Annotated in this window: 14 protein-coding genes; 7 read left to right on the top strand and 7 right to left on the bottom strand. The window is 65.3% G+C overall.

The window, feature by feature from the left end:
* Positions 1-260: 260 nt before the first annotated feature.
* The 4 genes from yiaY to JC616_RS10025 all read right to left on the bottom strand — a co-directional run bounded on the left by yiaY (position 261) and on the right by JC616_RS10025 (position 4,927).
* Positions 261-1,391, bottom strand: a complete 1,131-nt coding sequence (gene yiaY / locus JC616_RS10040; RefSeq protein ID WP_107799370.1) for an L-threonine dehydrogenase — start codon at positions 1,389-1,391, stop codon at positions 261-263.
* Positions 1,392-1,490: 99 nt separating this feature from the next.
* On the bottom strand, positions 1,491-2,192 hold the full coding sequence (locus JC616_RS10035) for a MarC family protein (RefSeq protein ID WP_107801780.1): 702 nt from the start codon (positions 2,190-2,192) through the stop codon (positions 1,491-1,493).
* 267 nt (positions 2,193-2,459) lie between these two features.
* Positions 2,460-3,986, bottom strand: a complete 1,527-nt coding sequence (locus tag JC616_RS10030; protein WP_107799371.1) for an amino acid permease — start codon at positions 3,984-3,986, stop codon at positions 2,460-2,462.
* A 701-nt stretch (positions 3,987-4,687) separates the two neighbouring features.
* Positions 4,688-4,927: a hypothetical protein gene (locus JC616_RS10025; RefSeq protein ID WP_227108032.1), complete on the bottom strand. Its 240-nt coding sequence runs from the start codon at positions 4,925-4,927 to the stop codon at positions 4,688-4,690.
* Between JC616_RS10025 and JC616_RS10020 the strand changes: the two genes are divergently transcribed.
* From JC616_RS10020 to JC616_RS09990, 7 genes are all read left to right on the top strand, one after another.
* Positions 4,926-5,906, top strand: coding sequence for an isocyanide synthase family protein (locus tag JC616_RS10020; RefSeq protein ID WP_107799372.1), 981 nt, complete (start codon positions 4,926-4,928; stop codon positions 5,904-5,906). The two genes, JC616_RS10025 and JC616_RS10020, sit on opposite strands and share 2 nt — an antisense overlap.
* Positions 5,907-5,941: 35 nt before the next feature.
* On the top strand, positions 5,942-7,678 hold the full coding sequence (locus tag JC616_RS10015; protein ID WP_227108030.1) for an isocyanide synthase family protein: 1,737 nt from the start codon (positions 5,942-5,944) through the stop codon (positions 7,676-7,678).
* A gap of 204 nt (positions 7,679-7,882) precedes the next feature.
* On the top strand, positions 7,883-9,136 hold the full coding sequence (locus tag JC616_RS10010; protein WP_227108028.1) for a glycosyltransferase: 1,254 nt from the start codon (positions 7,883-7,885) through the stop codon (positions 9,134-9,136).
* 116 nt (positions 9,137-9,252) lie between these two features.
* Positions 9,253-10,506 (top strand): MdtA/MuxA family multidrug efflux RND transporter periplasmic adaptor subunit, encoded by a 1,254-nt coding sequence (locus JC616_RS10005; protein ID WP_146176643.1) that lies wholly within the window; start codon positions 9,253-9,255, stop codon positions 10,504-10,506.
* A gap of 15 nt (positions 10,507-10,521) precedes the next feature.
* Positions 10,522-13,608 (top strand): MdtB/MuxB family multidrug efflux RND transporter permease subunit, encoded by a 3,087-nt coding sequence (locus JC616_RS10000; RefSeq protein WP_227108026.1) that lies wholly within the window; start codon positions 10,522-10,524, stop codon positions 13,606-13,608.
* Positions 13,609-13,768: 160 nt separating this feature from the next.
* Positions 13,769-16,867 (top strand): multidrug efflux RND transporter permease subunit, encoded by a 3,099-nt coding sequence (locus JC616_RS09995; protein ID WP_227108024.1) that lies wholly within the window; start codon positions 13,769-13,771, stop codon positions 16,865-16,867.
* 5 nt (positions 16,868-16,872) lie between these two features.
* Positions 16,873-18,264, top strand: a complete 1,392-nt coding sequence (locus JC616_RS09990) for an efflux transporter outer membrane subunit (protein WP_227108022.1) — start codon at positions 16,873-16,875, stop codon at positions 18,262-18,264.
* Positions 18,265-18,316: 52 nt separating this feature from the next.
* On the opposite strand, the gene JC616_RS09985 is transcribed toward JC616_RS09990, so the two are convergent.
* The 3 genes from JC616_RS09985 to JC616_RS09975 form a co-directional block, all read right to left on the bottom strand.
* On the bottom strand, positions 18,317-18,577 hold the full coding sequence (locus tag JC616_RS09985) for a hypothetical protein (RefSeq protein WP_227108020.1): 261 nt from the start codon (positions 18,575-18,577) through the stop codon (positions 18,317-18,319).
* A 507-nt stretch (positions 18,578-19,084) separates the two neighbouring features.
* Positions 19,085-20,056: a protein kinase family protein gene (locus JC616_RS09980; protein WP_227108018.1), complete on the bottom strand. Its 972-nt coding sequence runs from the start codon at positions 20,054-20,056 to the stop codon at positions 19,085-19,087.
* A 54-nt stretch (positions 20,057-20,110) separates the two neighbouring features.
* On the bottom strand, positions 20,111-20,521 hold the full coding sequence (locus tag JC616_RS09975) for a CesT family type III secretion system chaperone (RefSeq protein WP_081544576.1): 411 nt from the start codon (positions 20,519-20,521) through the stop codon (positions 20,111-20,113).
* Positions 20,522-20,717 lie beyond the last annotated feature (196 nt).

Raw genomic sequence — 20,717 nt, 5'->3', positions numbered from 1 at the left:
CTTATTTCATCTGGCGGCGGAGGCGGTGCGGCGTCGTCAGAAATATCGTATTACGATATTTAATGGTCAAAAAAAGGCGGCTGGGCCGCCATTGGAAGCTGTGTTCAAAATCTTGCGAGCTTGAGCGAGACAAGGCGAAAACGAGCGCAAAAGCGAAATGTACTCGTGGCACATAAGCATTTTGAGCGGGTTGTTAACGTCGTATCGCCGCAGCGCAGCAGATCGTGAAGGCCGCGGCGAATCGCCGCGGCCCTTTACCGCTACAGCGCGGCCTTGAAAATCGCGCAGATTTCCTCGTGGCTGGCCTGGATCGGATTGGTCAGACCGCAAGCGTCCTTCAAGGCGTTGGCGGCCAGTTCAGGAATATCCTCTTCCTTGACCCCCAGTTGCGTCAATCCCGCCGGAATGCCTACATCGGCCGCCAATTGGCGTATGGCGGCGATCGCCGCCTCGGCGCTGGCTTCCACGCCCAGCGCCGCGCCGACATCGGCCAGCCGCTGGCCGGCCGCCTTGGCGTTGTAAGCCTGCACATGCGGCAGCAGCACCGCGTTGCACACGCCGTGCGGCAGATCGTAAAACCCGCCCAGCTGGTGCGCCATCGCGTGCACATAGCCCAGCGACGCGTTGTTGAAGGCCATGCCGGCCAGGAATTGCGCGTAAGCCATCTGCTCGCGCGCCTCCATATCCATGCCGTTGCGCACCGCGCGGCGCAGATGGCCGGCGATCAGCGTCACCGCCTTCAAGGCGCAGGCGTCGGTAATGGGCGTGGCGATGGTGGACACATAGGCTTCCACCGCGTGGGTCAGCGCGTCCATGCCGGTGGCGGCGGTCAGCCCGGCCGGCATGCCGGCCATGGTTTCCGGATCGTTGACCGACAGCACCGGCGTGGTGTGCTTGTCGACGATGGCCATTTTGATGTGACGGCTCTCGTCGGTGATGATGCAGAAGCGAGTCATTTCCGAAGCGGTGCCGGCGGTGGTGTTGATCGCCACCAAGGGCAGTTGCGGCTTGGCGGACTTGTCCACGCCCTCGTAATCCTGGATCTTGCCGCCGTTGGCTGCCACCAGGGCGATGCCCTTGGCGCAGTCGTGCGGCGAGCCGCCGCCCAAGGACACCACGGCGTCGCAGCCGTGCTCGCGCAACAGCGCGAGGCCGGCACCTACGTTGGCGGTGGTGGGATTGGGATGCACGCCGTCGAACAGCACGGTGGCGATGCCGACGCCGCCCAGCAGCTCGGTCACTCGGCCGGCCAGACCGGTTTTCACCAGGCCGGCGTCGGTCACCATCAAGACCTTGCGGTAACCGTAGCCGCGCATGGTTTCAACGGCTTGTTGCAGACAGCCCGCGCCCATCAGATTGACGCAGGGGATGAAGAAAGCGCTGGTGGCCATGGCAAACTCCTGTTCTTAAGACATTTGTCATAATCGCAGTATGCTCAATTTGGCCGATGCGGCATTTGCCTCACATCAAAAGATGTCCAATCGCCCCGCTCACTTATGCGGCAACACATCCTGCGCCAGCTGGGTGATCAGGGCGCCGAAGCCGTCCCACATGATCTGCACGCCCAGGCATAGCAGGATGAAGGCGGACAAGCGCAGGAACACCACCGAGCCGGTCTGGCCCAGATAGCGCAGCAGCTTGTCGGCGTGGCGGTAGCACAGATAGACCAGCAAGCTGCACACCAGCACCGCGAAACTGCCGGCCAGCGGCGAGATCGCGTATTTGACGATGCCCTTGCCGGTATCGGTCAAGGAAGCGCCCATGGTGATGGCCACCGAGATGGAGCCCGGCCCCACCGTCAGCGGGAAGGTCAGCGGATAGAAAGCGCGCTGCTTCAAGGCGTCCTGGTTTTCCGCCTGGATGGGCTGGTCGGTGGAAGTGGGGCTGCTTTCCGGCGGCGCGTCGTTGAGCATGCGCCAGGCGGCAAAGGTGATCAGCAGGCCGCCGGACAATTGCACCACCGGCAAGGACACGCCGAAGAAGGACAGCACATAGCCGCCGGTGAACATGCTGCCCAGCAGCAGCAAGGCGCAATACATGGCGATGCGGCGCGCCAGGTAGCGGCGCTGCTGCGGCGTATTGCGCGCCGTCATCGAGATGAAGATGGGCACCAGGCCCGGAGGGTTCATGATCGGCAGCAAGGCGGCCATCACAAACAGAAACTTTGTTATGAATATTGTCAGCAACTGCATGAATGACTCCGAAGCCATCGAATTCAGATCGGGAACGCCGGCGGGCGGCGCCGCGCCAGCCGCCATATTACACAATTCATCAGTATTGCAAGCCGGCTCTCGCTCGGACTGCGGCGCCCCGCCCCGGTTCCGGCGCGCCGCGCGCGTCCGCGGCGCCGGCATGGGCCGGCGCCGAATCCAAAACAATCAAGCCCTTACGCAAAACAGCCCGGCATGGCCGGGCTGTTGGCGAACTGCCGCGCTAAGGCTGGCAGAATTCACAGAGGATCAGCGCGTGGCGGCGGCCAGCTTGCCGTCCTTATTCTCTTGGCGCAAGGCGCGAGCCTTGACCAGCGCCTCGCTGAAATCAATCTCTTCCAGCGCCACCATCCGGGTTTTGTGCTTGTACTTGTAGCCCAGCCACAGCGCCAGGAACAGCGGAATGCCCAGATAGGTGGCGATCACCGCGCTCCAGTCGATATGGCCGCCGATGAAAGCCTCGTAGTTCTGGCCCAGCATGATCAGCAGACACAGCGCGAAGGCGAACAGCGGGCCCAGCGGGAACCACTTGGCCTGGTAGGGCAAGTCCGCCAGATCGTGGCCCTGCTTGACGTAGCCGCGGCGGAAACGGTAGTGGCTGATGGCCACGCCCAGCCAGGCGATGAAGCCGGTCATGCCGGAAGAGTTCAGCAGCCACAGATAGACCGCGTTGGTTTCAAACAAGGAGGTCAGGAAGCACAGCGCGGCGATCACGCTGGTGGCGTACAAGGCATTGCGCGGCACGCCGTTGCTGGACAGCTCGGCAAAGCGCTTGGGCGCCATCTTGTTGCGCGCCATGGTGTACAGCATGCGGGTGGACGCGTACATGCCGGAGTTGCCGGCGGACAGGATGGCGGACAGGATCACCGCGTTCATCAGGCTGGCGGCCATGGCGAAGCCAGCGCGGTTGAACACCAGGGTGAACGGGCTGGCGCCGACATCCTTCATATCGTTCTTCAGCAGCAGCGGATCGTTGTACGGCAGGATCAGACCGATGATCAGGATGGACAGCATGTAGAACATCAGGATGCGCCAGAAGATCTGCCGCACCGCGCGCGGGATGGTCTTGCCCGGATTGGCGGATTCGCCGGCGGCGACGCCGATCAGCTCGGTGCCCTGGAAGGAGAAGCCCACAATCATGGCCACGCCGACAAAGGCGGCCAGGCCGCCGACAAACGGCCCCTGCCCCTGCTGCATCACCGACAAACCCGGCGCGATGCGCTGCGGATTGGGGTCGGTCATGATGCCGAAGATCATCAAAAAGCCGATGACGATGAAGGCGATGATGGTGGCCACCTTGAGCATCGAGCACCAGAACTCGGCCTCGCCGAAGCCCTTCACCGAGAAATAGTTGAGCACGAAGATGATCAACAGGAAGCCGGCGCTCCAGACGATGCCGGGCACCGCCGGATACCAGTAATGCATGATGATGGCGGCCGCGGCCAGCTCCACCGCCACGGTGATGGCCCAGTTGTACCAGTAGTTCCACCCTTGGGCGAAGCCGAAGGCCGGATCGACGAAGCGCGAACCGTATACCTGGAAAGAGCCGGATTCCGGCATGAAGGCGGCCATTTCGCCCAGGCTGGTCATCAGGAAGTAAACCATCAGGCCGATCAGGGCGTAGGCGATCAAGGCCCCGCCGGCGCCGGCCGACGCCACGGTGGCGCCGGAGGCCAGGAACAGGCCGGTGCCAATGGAGCCGCCGATGGCGATCATCGACAGGTGGCGCGCCTGCAAGGTGCGCCTAAGCTCTTGGCTTTCTTGCTTTTTTTCCATCTCTTTGTCTCAAGTGCGCCTGCTCGGCGACATTGCTTTCGGCTCGCTGCGGCCAGCCGGCGGCCTGCTGTCGCTACGACAGGCAGTCGTAATCGAAACGCAAAAGAATGACAGCAACCACGACTGTTGACTAGTCAAACATGGCTTTGAAGCTTAAAAAACGAAAATGTCATGTTCGCAAAGGAATACCACACCCGCTTGGATTGCGGCCGAAAGCCGGCCCAAAGCCCCGCCGGCCGGTACGGGCCGGGCCTGCGGCGGAGAACGCGGCTTTGCCCATCCGCGGCGCGGCGCTCTGAAACGCGGCGGACCTTGAGTACGACAAGTCGGCGCAACGCAGCATCCGGGGTGTGTTCGCCGCGCTTCGCCGTCGCTGCGTGCAGCATCTGTCGCGTGAATCATACAGTTTTCACCCGCCCCGCCCGCGCCGGCGCGCCGCAGGAAAGGCGCCGCGACCGCAGCGCCGCAACGTGGTTGCATGGGAAAACTCACAGTCTCCGACGGTCTCCCGTTGTTTACAAATAGGAATGAATCTCATTTGCAAAAATGACAAATAAGATCTTGTCATATAAAGACAAATTTAAATTTAATCCAAATTAAAACAAATAAGACATCACAAACCGTCACAATCGCATTTACAATTTTCACACCGCCCCATTGAATAAAAACCCACCTAAAACAAATAAAATTTCCATCCGCCTTTATTCATCCAACCCCTTCGCCATATCAATATAACGATTGCTCATAACCCTATAGCGGCTAATTTGTTCGCCCGCTCCCGACATCTGCCATAGAATGGCCGCGCCAACTGAAGCTAAACCTGTTCTTTCCATCATTTTTATTTTGGTTATCACATAACGATAAGTGAAACGCCCGCGCATGAACGCGGGCCAGTCGCAATTCAATCGCTTTTGATTCCACAACCATTTGAGATAAACCATGAACGCCATTGTCGACCCTGTTTTTCACCCTTTTGGAGTTTCCGCCTCGGATCTCGCCCGGCAAATACTGGAACGGGTTTTCAAGCTGCGCCGCGTCCACCCGGAAGACCTTGCCGCGCCGGAAGACCTTGCCGCGGAAATGGCCCCTCACCTGCCCAAGATTCAGGCCGCCGTCAGCCGACGTCAGCCGCTGCAAATGATTTTGCCGGCCTTTCCCGGCAAATCGCCCAACCGCAATAAAACCCTGGGCGCCATGCCCGACCTGGCCGAACGCCACGCGCTGGATAATCTGCACCAACTCTGCCGGGACATTCAGAGCATCTACCCACCGGGCGCTCAAGTCGCCATTTGCTCGGACGGCTATTGCTTTTCCGACGTGGTGTATATCCCGGACGCGGAAGTCGCCGCCTATATGGACGACTTGATTCGCTACGCACGGCAACGCCATGGCGACAGCTTCCGTTTTTACGATCTGAAAGACCACTTCAGCTATATCGGCGATCTGGATTCCCAGCGCGAGGAATTGCTGATTCTTTACAGCGACTCCATCGAACAGATCAAACGCCAATGCCAGGACGAACCGGCGATGCGCGCGATGTACCAGGGCATTACCCGTTTCCTGTTCGAAGACGCGCAAGGCATGCCGCGCTTCGCCGGCCACAGCAAGACCAGCTTGCAGAAAATGGCACGCGCCAACGCCTACCGGGTAATCCAGCGCAGCAATGCCTGGAGCCGGCTGCTGGAGCGCGCGTTTCCGGACAGCCTGCGCCTGTCCATTCATCCGCAATTCCGCGTCTCCGCCAAAATCGGCGTGCGCCTAGTGGACAGCACCGACGCCTGGCTGACGCCCTGGCACGCCGCCGCGATCAAGCACGAGCACGGCGTGATGCTGAAAAAACGCAGCGACATCGACGAGAACCAGTCCGCGCTGGTCTTTGTCGACGGCCGGCCCAGCCACTTCATCGCCACCGCCGCCTGAAGCCCCGCCTTTCATTGTTCATTTCGAGTATCGCCATGCAAAACGAACCTATTGTCGCTTCCATTGTTTCCATTCTGCTCGACGCCTTCCAGGGTGAAGCCGACCACCCGCAGCGCGAATCCTACCGCCAGGCGCTGAGCGCCCAAGTGGAAGGCTTCGTGCGCCGGCAACAGCCGCTGCAATTGCTGCTGCCGGGCTTTCCGCTGAAATCGCCCAACACCCGCGACAAGACCGCGTCCGACCGCCCCGACTACGCCGAATACGCGGCGCTGGAACGGCTGGACCGGCTGTGCCGCGCCATCAGCCGCGTCTACCCGGCCGGTTGCGCGCTGGAATTGTTCAGCGACGGCCTGAGTTTCCACGATCTGCTGGACATCCCGCGCGACACCGCCAACGACTACCACCGCCGGCTGCGCGCGCTCTACGCCAGCCCGGTGCTGCGCTGGCATGATTACGCCAGCGTCCAGCCCGGCTTCGACCGCCTGCGCGACCGCGCGGAAAGCGTGCTGCGCCGCTACCTGCCCGCCGCGGCCGCGGACTTCGCCCAGCCGCTGCCGGAAAACCAGGCCGGACGCCAGCCGCAATGGCTGGGTCTGCTGCGCGAAGACAATGCGGCGCGCGGCATCGCCGAGGCCGAGGACTGGCCGCAGCGCGCGCGGCGCCTGGCCTGGCGCGGCATCGCGCTGGACGCGATGCTGGCCGAGCATTTCCCGGACGCCATCCGGCTGACCATCCACCAATCCGGCGCGCCCGGCGGTAAATTCCCCATCCGCCTGTCTCCGGCCCAGGCCGAGGCGGCCTTGCCCTGGCACCGCGTCTACCTGCTGAATTTGGCCGGCCACGGCGAGCTGGTCTCCAAGCGCCAGGCGCTGGACGCGCGCCGCGCCAAGGCGGTGAGCTTCGACGGACAGCCCTGGCTCTATCTGGAACAGGCCGGCGCGGAATGGGAAGGTTGCGAGTTGTCGGTGATGCGGGCCGGCCGCTTCGGCCTGCTGATAGAAAACCGCCGTCCCGGCGCCAACTGCCTGTCTCTGCCGCGCCCGGCCTTGACCCGCTTGGCCCAGATGTTCGGCTTCGTCGCCCTGCGCGGCTTCGCCGTGGCCGACGAAGACAATCTGATCGACTTCAGCGCCCAGTTCGGCACCCCGTATATCTGGCAGTTCGGCGCGGTGCACAAGGTCAAGCCGGAGGAAGACGCCGACGGCTTCGTCCACTCCTTCGAGGAGCTGCCGCTGCACTGGGACTTGAGCATGCTGCCGGCCGACAATGCGTTCGTGCGCAAGAATCCGCGCTTCAGCGCCAGCCTGTTCGCGCTGTATTGCAAGACCGCGCCGCAGCACGGCGAAGGCCAGACCACCCTGGTGGACGCGCGCAACATCCTGCGCCAGGTGCCGGTGGCCACCCTGGCCGAATGGGAGCGGCTGGAAATCCGCTACCACACCAAGTTCACCTATTTCGGCGGCGACGCCCGCGTCTACCCGCTGGTGGAAGCCCACCCGGACACCGGCGAATCCGTGCTGCGCTTCCAGGAAAACAGCAACTCCGAACTGCAGAAGTTCTTCGTCGACGTGGAAGAGCGCGCCGACGACTACCCCAACCTGGTGCAGGAACTGCTGGAACGGGCCTATGCGCCGGAAAACCTGATCGAGCACGACTGGCACGACGGCGACCTGGCGCTGATAGACAACTACAACAGCCTGCACGGCCGCCGCGCGATGACCCGCGCCTCGCGCGGACGCGAGCTGTGGCGTGTCCAGGTCCACAAAGGCTAAGCACCTGTTTACGATCTGCTGCGCGTCGGCGATACAGCGTTGAAAAAGGCTTCGAAATGCTCATGTACCACGCGTACATTCCGCTTTCTCAGCCGCAACGCCTTGTCTCGCCTTAGCTCGCGAGATCGTAAACACGTTCTAAGGCCCGCCCCGCGCCGTCCGGCCCCGCCGGGCGGCATCGCCCCCCATCCCCCGAAAACCGCCATGAACCCACGCAAGCAGAAAATCCTCTTCGTCGGCGAGGCCGTCACCCTGGCCCATGTCGCCCGCCCCTACACCCTGGCCGCCGCGCTGCCCGCAGCGGACTACGACATCCACCTGGCCGCCGCACCGCGCTTCGATCATATTTACCAACGCCAGGACATCCAATACCACCCGCTGATCACCAAGCGCTGCGAAGACTTTCTTGACGCCGTGGACAACGGCAAGCCGCTGTACCGGCGCGAGGAAATCATCGCCTACGTCGAAGAAGAATTGCGCCTGATCGAACGCCTGGACCCGGACATCATCGTCGGCGACTTCCGCCACTCGCTGGGCATCAGCGCCGCGCTCTCCGGCAAGCCCTTGATCAATCTGATCAACGCCTACTGGAGCCCCTACCGCCGGCCGCAGCCGCTGCCGGTGCCGGAACTGGCCAAGATCAATCTGCACCGCCTGCCCGTCATGCCCGCGCTGATGCGCTGGATCACCCCGCTGGCCACCCGGCTGCTGGCCCGCTCGCTCAACCGCGCCCGCGCCCATTACGGCCTGGCGCCCTTCGCCAACTGCTTCGAGGCCTGGAGCCACGGCGATCAAGTGCTCTACTACGATTCCCCGGAACTGGTGCCGCTGGATCCGCTGCCCGCCCACCACCGCTATCTGGGCCCGGTCACCTGGTCGCCCGGCGGCGCGCTGCCGGACTGGTGGCCGCAATTGCAAGACCGTCCCACCGTCTACCTGTCGCTGGGCTCTTCCGGCAACCTGGCCCTGCTGCCCACGCTGATTGAGCAGCTCCTGGGCGAAGGCCTGCAAGTGATCGCCAGCACCGGCCGCCGCCAGCGGCTGCCGCAACGCTCCGGCCTGTTCAGCGCCGACTTCCTGCCCGGCGAGGCCGCCGCCGCCCGCGCGGACCTGGTCATTTGCAACGGCGGCAGCCCCACCAGCTACCAGGCGCTGGAACAGGGCCGGCCGGTGATCGGCATCCCGTCCAATATGGATCAGCTGCTGGCGATGCGGCATATCGAATCCTACGGCGCCGGCGCCACGCTGCGCCGCCGCCACATCGAAACCGGCCAGCTGCCGCCGCTGCTGCGGCGCATGCTGGCCACGCCGTTCTACCGCCAGCGCGCGCAGCAACTGGCCTGGCATTTCGCCGCCGCCCGGCCTCACCTTACATTCCGTCAAGTCTTGCAACAATTCGACATACAATCGCCGGCGCAAGCAAAGCCCGGTTCAAACACGGAGCGCATAATGCCGTAAGCATCGACCCTCAGCCTGCTGCGGCGCCATCCCTCGCCCCATCCGCGCCGGCGGTCGCCTTCGAATGATCCGGAGCGGCCCTCGCCGCTCCAAGGCCGTTTCTCTGGAGCCCCGCCGTGACCCAATCCGCCGCGCCTCGCCGCCCGTTTTACCGTTCCCCGCTGTGCTGGGGCCTTGTCGTCGCGCTCGCGCTGGGCGGCGGCTGGTGGTGGCGGCAGCACGCGGCCGCGGACGCCGCCGGCCAACGCCGCGCCGCGCCGCCGGCGGCCGTGGGCGTGGCCGCCGCGCAGCGGCAAAACGTGCCCTTGCAGATCAGCGCGCTGGGCACCGTCAACTCCACCTACACCGTCACCGTGCGCAGCCGCGTGGACGGCCAGCTGGACAAACTGCATTTCGAGGAAGGCCAGCCGGTCAAACAAGGCCAGCTGCTGGCGGAACTGGACCCGCGCCCGTTCCAGGCCGCGCTGGCCCAGGCCGAAGGCCAGTTGCTGCGCGACCAGGCCTTGCTGCAAAACGCCCAGCTGGACCTGAACCGCTACCGCCAGCTGCTGGAGCAGAACTCCATCGCCAAACAACAGGTGGACACCCAGGCGGCGCTGGTGCGCCAGTACCAGGGCACGGTCAAGCTGGACCAGGGCGCGGTGGACAACGCCCGGCTGCAGCTCAGCTACAGCCGCGTCACCGCGCCGGTGTCCGGCCGCGCCGGCCTGCGTCAGGTGGACCCGGGCAACATCGTCCACGCCAGCGACGCCAACGGCCTGGTGGTCATCACCCAGACCCAGCCCATCAACGTGCTGTTCTCGGTGCCGGAAGTCAGCCTGGGGCCGGTATTGCGGGCCAGCCGCGCCAAGCCCGGCCTCGCGGTGGAAGCCTGGGACCGCGACAACCGCAACAAGCTGGCCGACGGCGCGCTGCTGGCCATAGACAACCAGCTCAACACCAGCACCGGCACCGTCAACCTCAAAGCCCGCTTCGCCAACGCCGACGAGGCCCTGTTCCCCAATCAATTCGTCAATGTGCGCCTGAGCCTGGGCGAGCAGGAAAACGCCGTCACCGTGCCGGCCGCCGCGGTGCAGCTGGGCAAGGCGGGCAGCTACGTCTACACCGTCAACGCCGACAGCAGCGTCAGCCTGAACAAGATCAGCGCCGGCGCGCGCGTCGGCGACATCGTCATCGTCGAGCAAGGCCTGCAGCCCGGCCAGCGCGTGGTGGTGGACGGCCTGGACAAGCTGCGCGACGGCGCCAAGGTCACCGTGGTGGACCGCGCCGCGCAAAACCGCCAGGCCGCCCAGGGCGCGGGCAAAAACGGGCGCCACAAGCGCGACGGCAGCGGCCCGGCCGGCAAACGCCGCGCCTCGGCGGCGCAGTAAGCGCGGAGAGACGGCATGAACCCCTCGCGCCTGTTCATCCAGCGGCCGGTGGCCACCACCTTGCTGATGGTCGCCATCCTGCTGACCGGCCTCGCCGCCTGGCGCATGCTGGCGGTGTCCGCCTTGCCGGAGGTGGACTATCCCACCATCCAGGTGGTCACCCAATACCCGGGCGCCAGCCCGGAGGTGATCACCTCTTCCATCACCGCGCCCTTGGAGCGCCAGTTCGGCCAGATGCCCGGCCTGTCGCAAATGTCGTCCACCAGCTCCGGCGGCGCTTCGGTGATTACCTTGCAGTTCGGCCTGGAACTGGGCCTGGACGTGGCCGAGCAGGAAGTGCAGGCGGCGATCAACGCCGCCGGCAATCTGCTGCCCTCCGATCTGCCCAATCCGCCGGTGTACAGCAAGGTCAATCCGGCGGACACCCCCATCATGACCATCGCCGTCACCTCGCCCACGCTGCAGCTGACCAAGCTGGAGGATCTGGTCGACACCCGGCTGGCGCAGAAGCTGTCGCAAGTGCCCGGCGTGGGCCTGGTCAGCATCAGCGGCGGCCAGCGCCCGGCGGTGCGCATCCAGACCAATCCGCGCCAGCTGGCCTCGCTGGGCCTGACGCTGGAAGACGTGCGCACCGCCATCGCCAGCGCCAACGTCAACCAGGCCAAGGGCAGCTTCGACGGCCCGCACCAGGCCTCCACCATAGACGGCAACGACCAGCTCAAGTCCGCCGACGAATACCGCGGCGTCGTCATCGCCTACCGCAACGGCGCGCCCATCCGCCTGTCCGACGTGGCCCAGGTGGTGGATTCGGCGGAAAACACCCGCCTGGCCGCCTGGGCCGGCGCCACCCCGGCCATCATTCTCAATGTGCAGCGCCAGCCCGGCGCCAACGTGATCCAGGTGGCGGACCGCATCAAGACCCTGCTGCCGCAGCTGCGCGACGCCCTGCCCGGCGCGGTGGACGTCAAGGTGCTGAGCGACCGCACCGTGACCATACGCGCCTCGGTGGCGGACGTGGAGTTCGAGCTGATGCTGGCCATCGCCCTGGTGGTGATGGTCATCTTCCTGTTCCTGCGCAATGTGCCGGCCACCGTCATCCCCGCGGTGGCGGTGCCGCTGTCCCTGGTGGGCACCTTCGGCGTGATGTATCTGGCCGGCTTCTCCATCAACAACCTCACCTTGATGGCGCTGACCATCGCCACCGGCTTCGTCGTGGACGACGCCATCGTGATGATAGAAAACATCGCGCGCTACATCGAAGACGGCGAAACGCCGATGGCCGCGGCGCTGAAAGGCTCCAAGCAGATCGGCTTCACCATCATCTCGCTGACCATCTCGCTGATCGCCGTGCTGATTCCGCTCTTGTTCATGGGCGACGTGGTGGGCCGGCTGTTCCGCGAATTCGCCGTCACCCTGGCGGTGTCCATCCTGATCTCCGCCTTCATCTCGCTGACGCTGACGCCGATGATGTGCGCGCGCCTGCTCAAACACGTGCCGGAAGACAAGCAAGGCCGCTTCTACCACGCCAGCGGCCGCTTCTTCGACCGGGTGATCGCCCGCTACGGCCGCATGCTCAGCTGGGTGCTGGAGCGGCAGACGCTGACCCTGCTGGTGGCGCTGGCCACCGTGGCGCTGACCGCCGCGCTCTACCTGGCCATGCCCAAGGGCTTCTTCCCGCTGCAAGACACCGGCGCCATCCAGGGCGTCAGCGAGGCCTCGCAATCCATCTCCTTCAGCGCCATGGCGCGCCGGCAGGAAGCCTTGGCCCAGCGCCTGCTCAAAGACCCGGCGGTGGACAGCCTGTCTTCCTTCATCGGCGTGGACGGCAACAACGCCACGCTCAATAACGGCCGGCTGCTGATCAACCTCAAACCCAAGGCGGAGCGCGACGACATCCGCACCGTGCTGGCCCGGCTGCAAAGCCAGGCCGACGCGCTGCCGGGCATGGCGCTCTACCTGCAGCCGGTGCAGGACCTGACCATAGATTCCCGCGTCAGCCGCACCCAATACCAGTTCACCCTGCAAGCCACCAGCGCCGAGGACCTGTCCGCCTGGACGCCCAAGCTGGTGGAGACGCTGCGCCGGCTGCCGCAGCTGGCCGACGTGGCCAGCGATTTGCAGGACCAGGGCCTGCAGGCCTACGTCAACATCAACCGCGACACCGCCGCGCGCCTGGGCGTCAGCACCGCCGCCATCGACAACGCGCTCTACGACGCCTTCGGCCAGCGGCTGATCTCCACCATTTTCACCCAGACCAATCAATACCGCGTGGTTCTGGAAGTGGACCCGCAGCACCAGCAAGACCCGCTGTCGCTGAAAAGCCTGTACGTGCCCACCGCCAACGGCGGGCCGGTGCCGCTGGACGCGGTGGCCAGCATAGAGGAGCGCCCCGCCGCGCTCGCCGTCAACCACCTGGGGCAATTCCCCACCGCCACCGTGTCCTTCAATCTGGCGCCGGGCGCCTCGCTGGGCGCGGCGGTGGACGCCATCCGCCAGGCCGAGGCCGAGCTGGGCCTGCCGGCCAGCATAGACACCAAGTTCCAGGGCGCGGCGCTGGCCTTCCAGGCTTCGCTGTCCAACACCCTGTGGCTGATCCTGGCCGCCATCGTCACCATGTACATCGTGCTGGGCGTGCTCTACGAAAGCTATATTCATCCCATCACGATTCTCTCCACCCTGCCCTCGGCCGGCATCGGCGCGCTGCTGGCCTTGCTGTTATCCGGCAACGATCTATCGGTCATCGCCATCATCGGCATCATTCTGCTGATCGGCATCGTCAAGAAAAACGCCATCATGATGATAGATTTCGCGCTGGAGGCCGAACGCGAACGCGGCATGAGCCCGCGCGACGCCATCTACCAGGCCTGCCTGCTGCGCTTCCGACCCATCCTGATGACCACGCTGGCCGCGCTGCTGGGCGCGCTGCCGCTGATGCTGGGCGGCGGCATGGGTTCCGAGCTGCGCCAGCCGCTGGGCGTGGCCATGGTGGGCGGCCTGCTGCTCAGCCAGGTGCTGACCCTGTTCACCACCCCGGTGATCTACCTGGCCTTTGACCGGCTGGGCAAACGCTTTGGCGCCAAGACAGCGGAGGCGGAAGCATGATTTTTATTCGCCACGGAAGCACACGGAAAAACACGGAATTCCGTGACATTTTCGACAGGATCGCCCTTAGCCAAACAACGCTAACCGCCATCAAGCTCTTGCATGACTGGTTTTTGTCCGTGTCCTTCCGTGTGTTTCCGTGGCCGATGAGGATTTTCTCGTGATCCCCTCCGCCCCCTTCATCCGCCGCCCAGTGGCCACCACCTTGCTGACCCTGGCCATCCTGCTGGCCGGCTTGCTGGCCTTCAAGCTGCTGCCGGTGTCGCCGCTGCCGCAGGTGGACTTCCCCACCATCTCCGTCAGCGCGCGCCTGCCCGGCGCCAGCCCGGAGACCATGGCCGCCACCGTGGCCACCCCGCTGGAACGGGCGCTGGGCCGCATCGCCGGCGTCACGGAAATGACCTCGTCCAGCTCCTTGGGCTCCACCCGCGTCACCCTGCAGTTTGAGCTGGACCGCGACATCGACGGTGCCGCGCGCGACGTGCAGGCGGCCATCAACGCCGCCCGCTCGCTGCTGCCCACCGGCATGCCGTCCAACCCCACCTACCGCAAGGTCAACCCCGCCGACGCGCCCATCATGATCATCGCGCTGACCTCGGACAGCCTGAGCCGCGGCCAGATGTACGACGCCGCCGACACCATACTCGGCCAGAAGTTGGCCCAGGTGGACGGCATAGGCGACGTCAACGTGGGCGGCGGCGCGCAGCCGGCGGTGCGGGTGGAGCTGAACCCGCGCCAGCTCAACCACTACGGCATCGGCATGGAAACCGTGCGCAGCGCCATCGCCGGCACCAACGCCAACCGGCCCAAGGGCTTTCTGGAAAACGACGAGCGCCACTGGCAGGTGCAGGCCAACGACCAGGCCACCAAGGCCAGCGACTACCTGCCGCTGATCGTCAGCTACAAAAACGGCGCCGCGGTGCGCATCGCCGACGTGGCCGAGGTCAAGGACTCCGTGGTGGACCTGCGCAACGCCGGCCTTCTGGGCCGGCAGCCGGCGGTGATGCTGATGCTGTTCCGCCAGCCCGGCGCCAACATCATCGAAACCATAGACCGGGTCAAGGCGCTGCTGCCGCAGCTGCAAGCCTCCATCCCCGCCGCCATCAACATGCAAGTGGTGATGGACCGCAGCCCCACCATCCGCGCCTCGCTGCAGGAAGTGGAGCGCTCGCTGCTGATCTCGGTGGCCCTGGTCATCCTGGTGGTCTTCCTGTTCCTGCGCAACGGCCGCGCCACCGCCATCCCCGCCATCACCGTGCCCGTGTCCCTGGTGGGCGCCTTCTCCGTGATGTACCTGGCCGGCTTCTCCCTCAACAACCTCAGCCTGATGGCGCTGACCATCGCCACCGGCTTCGTCGTCGACGACACCATCGTGGTGCTGGAAAACATCGCCCGCCACATCGAAGACGGCATGAAACCGATGCAGGCCGCCTTGCGCGGCGCGCGCGAAGTGGGCTTCACCGTGCTGTCCATGAGCGTCTCGCTGATCGCCGTCTTCATTCCCATTCTGCTGATGGGCGGCGTGATCGGCCGGCTGTTCCGCGAATTCGCCGTCACCCTGTCCGTGGCCATCCTGGTGTCGCTGCTGGTCTCGCTGACCACCACCCCCATGCTCTGCGCGCGCTGGCTCAAGCCGCGCGAAGAGCGGCCTCCCGGCCGGCTGTTTCAATGGAGCGAACGCGCCTTCGACGCCATGCTGGACGGCTATCGCCGCAGCCTGGACTGGGCCTTGCGCCACGGCCCGCTGATGATGCTGATCCTGGCCGCCACCATAGGCCTCAACGTCTACCTCTATCTGGCGGTGCCCAAGGGCTTCTTCCCGCAACAAGACACCGGCCGGCTCAACGGCATGATACGCGCGGACCAGAACATCTCCTTCCAGGCCATGCAGCAAAAGCTGCAACGCTTCATCACCGTGGTCAGCCAAGACCCGGCGGTGGACGCCGTGCTCGGCTTCACCGGCGGCGGCCAACGCAACAGCGCCAATATGTTCGTCAGCCTCAAGCCGCTGAGCCAACGCGGAGAAAGCTCGGACCAAGTCATTGCCCGGCTGCGCAAAACCCTGGCGCGCGAACCCGGCGCCCAGCTCTTTTTGCAGGCGGTGCAGGACATCCGCATCGGCGGCCGTTCCAGCAACGCCCAATACCAGTACACCCTGCAAGGCGATGATCTGGCCGAACTGCGCGAATGGACGCCCAAGGTGCAGCAAGCGCTGATGAAGCTGCCCATGCTGGCCGACGTCAACACCGATCAGGAAGTCAAAGGCCTGCAAACCTCGCTGGTCTTCGACCGCGACGCCATGGCGCGGCTGGGCCTGACCCAGGCCCAGGTGGACGCCGCGCTCAACGACGCCTTCGGCCAGCGCCAGGTATCCACCATCTACAACGCGCTCAACCAATACCGCGTGGTGATGGAAGTGGCGCCGCAATACTGGCAAGGCCCGGACGGCCTGGACAGCATCTTCCTGCAAACGCCGGGCGGCCAGCCCACCCCGCTGTCCGCCGTCGCCCGCTGGGCGCCCGGCAACACCGCGCTGTCGGTCAACCACCAAAGCCAGTTCGCCGCCGCCACCGTCTCCTTCAACCTGCCGCCGGGCGCCGCGCTGTCCGACGCCACCGACGCCATCAACCAGGCGCTGGCCGGCGTCGGCCTGCCCAGCAGCATTCACGGCAGCTTCCAGGGCAGCGCCAAAACTTTCCAGGCCTCGCTGGACAGCCAGCCGCTGCTGATCCTGGCCGCGCTGATCGCCGTCTACATCGTGCTGGGCATGCTGTATGAAAGCGTGGTGCACCCGGTCACCATCCTCTCCACCCTGCCCTCCGCCGGCGTCGGCGCGCTGCTGGCCATCATCGCCACCGGCGGCGAATTCAACGTCATCGCGCTGATAGGCGTGCTGCTGCTGATCGGCATCGTCAAAAAGAACGCCATCATGATGATAGACTTCGCGCTCAACGCCGAGCGCGAACAGCAGATGACGCCGGAACAGGCGATACGTCAGGCCTGCCTGCTGCGCTTCCGCCCCATCATGATGACCACGCTGGCCGCGCTGTTCGGCGCGCTGCCGCTGGCCCTGGGCCGCGGCGACGGCGCCGAGCTGCGCACCCCGCTGGGCATCTCCATCGTCGGCGGCCTGCTGCTCAGCCAGCTGCTGACCCTGTACACCACCCCCGTCGTTTACCTGTATCTGGACCGCTTCCGGCTGTGGTGCCGCCGCTGGCGGCCCGCGCGCGCCGCGCTGAACCGCGGAGCCGAGGAATGAAACCCATGAAAACACAAAGCCTTACGCTGGCCTGCGCGTTCTTGCTGGCCGGCTGCGCGCTGGGCCCGGACTACGCCAAGCCCAAGCTGGAGGTGCCGGCCGCATACAAAGAAGACGGCCGCTGGAAAAGCGCCCAGCCGCAAGATGCAGTGCCCCGCGGCGACTGGTGGCGCATCTACCAAGACCCGCGGCTGGACCAGTTGATGGACACCCTGAACCGGCAAAGCCCCGGCATCGCCCAGGCCGAAGCCCAATACCGCCAGGCCCAGGCCTTGCTGAAGCAGGCCGAAGCCGGGCTCTTTCCCAGCCTGGGCCTTAGCGCCGGCCAAAGCCGCGGCGTCAGTTCCCCCGGCCAGGCCACGTCCACCAGCTATAACCTGAGCGCCAACGCCAGCTGGGAGCTGGACCTGTGGGGCGGCCTGCGCCGCTCCGTGGAAGCCGGCGCCGCCAAAGCCCAAGCCAGCGCCGCGCAACTGGCGGCGATACGCCTCAGCGCCCAGGCGCAGCTGGCCACCGCCTATCTGCAAATCAGCGTTGCCGACCTGCAGCTGCGGCAACTGCAAGCCAATGAACAAGCGCTGGCGGAAACGCTGAAGCTGACCCGCAATCAATACCAGGCCGGCATTGTTTCCGACGCCAACGTGGCCCAGGCCGAAAGCCAATGGCAAAGCGCCCAGGCGCAGCGGGCGGACAAGCAGCTGACCCGCGCCCAGCTGGAACACGCCATCGCCGCCGCGCTGGGGCAGACGCCGGCCAGCTTCAGCCTGCCGGCGGCCGGCGCCGAACCGCGCCTGCCCAGCATCCCCGCCGGCCTGCCCTCGCAACTGCTGGAGCGCCGCCCGGACATCGCCGCCGCCGAACGCGCTGTGGCGCAGGCCAACGCCGAAATCGGCGTCGCCCAGGCCGCCTTCTTCCCCACCCTCACCCTGTCCGCCAGCGGCGGCTATCGCGGCGCCAGCTTCGCCGACTGGGTCAGCCTGCCCAACCGCGTCTGGTCGCTGGGCCCGGCGCTGGCGCTCAGCCTGTTCGACGCCGGCCTGCGCAGCGCCCAGAAAGAGCAAGCCGTCGCCGCCTACGACGCCAGCGTCGCCGGCTACCGCCTGACCGTGCTGTCCGCCTTCCAGAGCGTGGAAGACAATCTGGCCGCGCAAAGACTGCTGGGCGAGGAAGCCGCCTCGCAACAGGCCGCGCTGGACGCCGCCCGGCGCGCGGAAACCATCGCGCTGAACCAGTACCGCGCCGGCACCGTCAGCTATCTCAATGTCTTAAGCGCGCAAAGCGGCCGCATCAACGCGGAAAGCACGCTGTGGAACGTGAAGAACCGGCAATACGCCGGCAGCGTGGCGCTGATCGCCGCGCTGGGCGGCGGCTGGCAGGTGCCGACGCCGGCCCCATAGCGAGCGGCGGCGCCTAGGGCGGGAGATTGCAAGACTCGCGGAGCGCCCCCTCTCACCCCTCATCGCTCAAAGCCGTGGCCGCCTCCTCGCGCACATTGTCCAGCATGCCGTGGTAGTCCTCCATCGCCCAACGCACCAGCCGGCACAGCCCGGCAATCGGCACACCGTCCTCGGCATCCAGACTCAGGCACAAGCGCTCCGCCGCCTCCACGGCGGGGATCACCAGGTCCAAAGCCTCCAGCCCCAGCTGGCTCGCGTCCAGCACGCGGCCCAGCAACTGCCGGCGCTCGTCTACCTCGCATAGGGCGTTCATAGCCGCGCCTCCTGTGGCCAGGACAGCGGATCAAGAGAAAAACGGGGAGAAAAAAGGAAGGATCGCATCGCGGCCTCCAAGTCGTTTCCTGAGAGAAGGCCCGCTCGAGCGGCAGGTTTGAGCAGGCTCGTGACAAGGGTAGAAGACCGGTTCACTCGACCAAAGACCGGTAGCCCGTTAAGGCTCCCTGCCACGGCCCGCCCAGGATGGGCATGCATGGCAGCAGACGTAGAAGTGCCAAAGCGGACACCTCCTGTCTGCGATCAAGTGACTCTGGGCTTCTACTCCCGGCGCGGCGTGATTGGGTGCAGCGCGAGCCACAGGGTACTGAGCCGGGCAAGCAGCGTCAAGGCGCCGGCGTCGCGGACGGAAAGAAAGCCAAACGGCGTGCATCCCGAGCAGGAGCACGCCGTTTCCACAGCCACCCATCAGACGGATGGGCCATGGCTAACAAAACTCAGTTTTACGACCTAGGCAAGTCGGCGCAACGCAGGATCAGGGGTTTTGTCAGCGGGTCTTATTGAACCAGCCCGCCATCTGCAGCTTCTTGACGTTGACATTGCGCGCCGGGCTGTCCTTGCCCAACACCTGATCGAACTCGCGCATCGCCGCCAGATAATCGCCCTTCAAAGGCTCCGGCACAAAGCGATAGCCGCCCTTGACGTAGTCATGCACGATCTCGCTCATCACGCTGCGGCACACCGCGCCGCGCTCGCCCGTCTTGAACATCAGGCCAAAATCCACCGGCACCACCTTGCCGCCCTCGGTTTTGACGAAATTGGCCGACGACGGGTCCCCCATCATGAAGCCCAGGCGGAACAACTCGCCCACCGCGCCCTTCACCTCCTCCGTGGTCGGCGTCGAGCCGGCGATAAAGGGCATCGTCAGCGTATCGCCCTGCATCCGCGCCTCCGGCAGGGCCCGCTGGCTAGCCTTGAGATGGCTGTTGCACATCGCCAGCTCATGAGCGACGGCGCCCTTGTCCATCGCCTTGAAGGATTTGACCACCATATCCCCGGCCTGCTGCACTCGGCCGCGAGAGCCGGCGGCGCTGAAACCCTTGCCGACGCCATCGGCCTCGGCGCGCGGCGCGGCCTGAACCGGCCGCTTCTCCGCCACCGGAACGGCCTCGTCGGCAAAACGCAAACGGCGGGTGCGGCTAGCGGCAGCCGGCTCATCCGCCTGCGGCTGGGCGCGACGGCCATTGGAGACGGTATTCAGGCTGGTGATCAGATCGACCAGGCGGAAACGGCGCGACCCCGACTCCGCCTGCTGCGGGTCCAGCTGGCGCAGAAACTCGCTGGCGCGTCGGGTCTGATCCGGATGCAGCAAATAAGAACGACCGGTGTACAACACCAAAGTGCCGTCCTTGCGCATGCCGATGCGCGCCTTGTCGGCGTTCACATCGGCGCAGCTCTCGCGCAAAGCCTGGGCGGAGTGCAGCCCGCGCATGGGGATATGGGTGGAAATCGTGCTCATGAGTGTCCTTTTCTTAGGAGTTTGCCCATCAGGGCTTATAGGCGGAACAAGGGTTTAACAAACGACAAGTTCGTCCACCGCCGACAACAACTCTTCGGCGCAGACAATCACGGCGTCCAGGGCGGACGCCATCGACGGCAAATCGCAGCCCTGGCACGGCAAACGCAACCAGCAGCCCAACCGCTCGTCCTGATCCAGGCTGACCACCGGCTGCCAGGCTTGAATCGCCAGCTGATTGCGGCGCAAGGCCTGAGCCAACACGGCGGGACCGGGCGACGGCAAGGCGTCGCCAAGGTCCGCCTGCATGAACCAGCTATCCTGATCGAGACAGACAAAATGGAGGGAGAAGCGCTGCTCCAACTGCAGACTGAGCACCTCCTGATCCGCGGCCAGCTCCGGCGCGTCAAAACCCAGGTGTTGCAACAGCTCCGCGACGCAGCGATGAAAAGCGATCAGGTCCGGCATGAAAATCCTACAAGCGAAATGGCGAATGCCGCTTTATACCTTCGCCGGTGCGCGACGCACTTCCAGAATTCGCCCAAGCGCGCCGCCTGCGCCGGCATGACGCAGCCCTCCTCAGACGGCCCCGCGCCTGATTACGCCCGGCGGCGACACCCCGCCTCACCGCTGCCGCCGGCGCAAAAAGTTACAGACGTTACAG

The organism is Chromobacterium rhizoryzae (assembly GCF_020544465.1).
Classification (GTDB): Bacteria; Pseudomonadota; Gammaproteobacteria; order Burkholderiales; family Chromobacteriaceae; genus Chromobacterium.
Note: the sequence above shows the minus strand (reverse complement) of the source record. Positions and strands in the feature narration are given on the sequence as shown.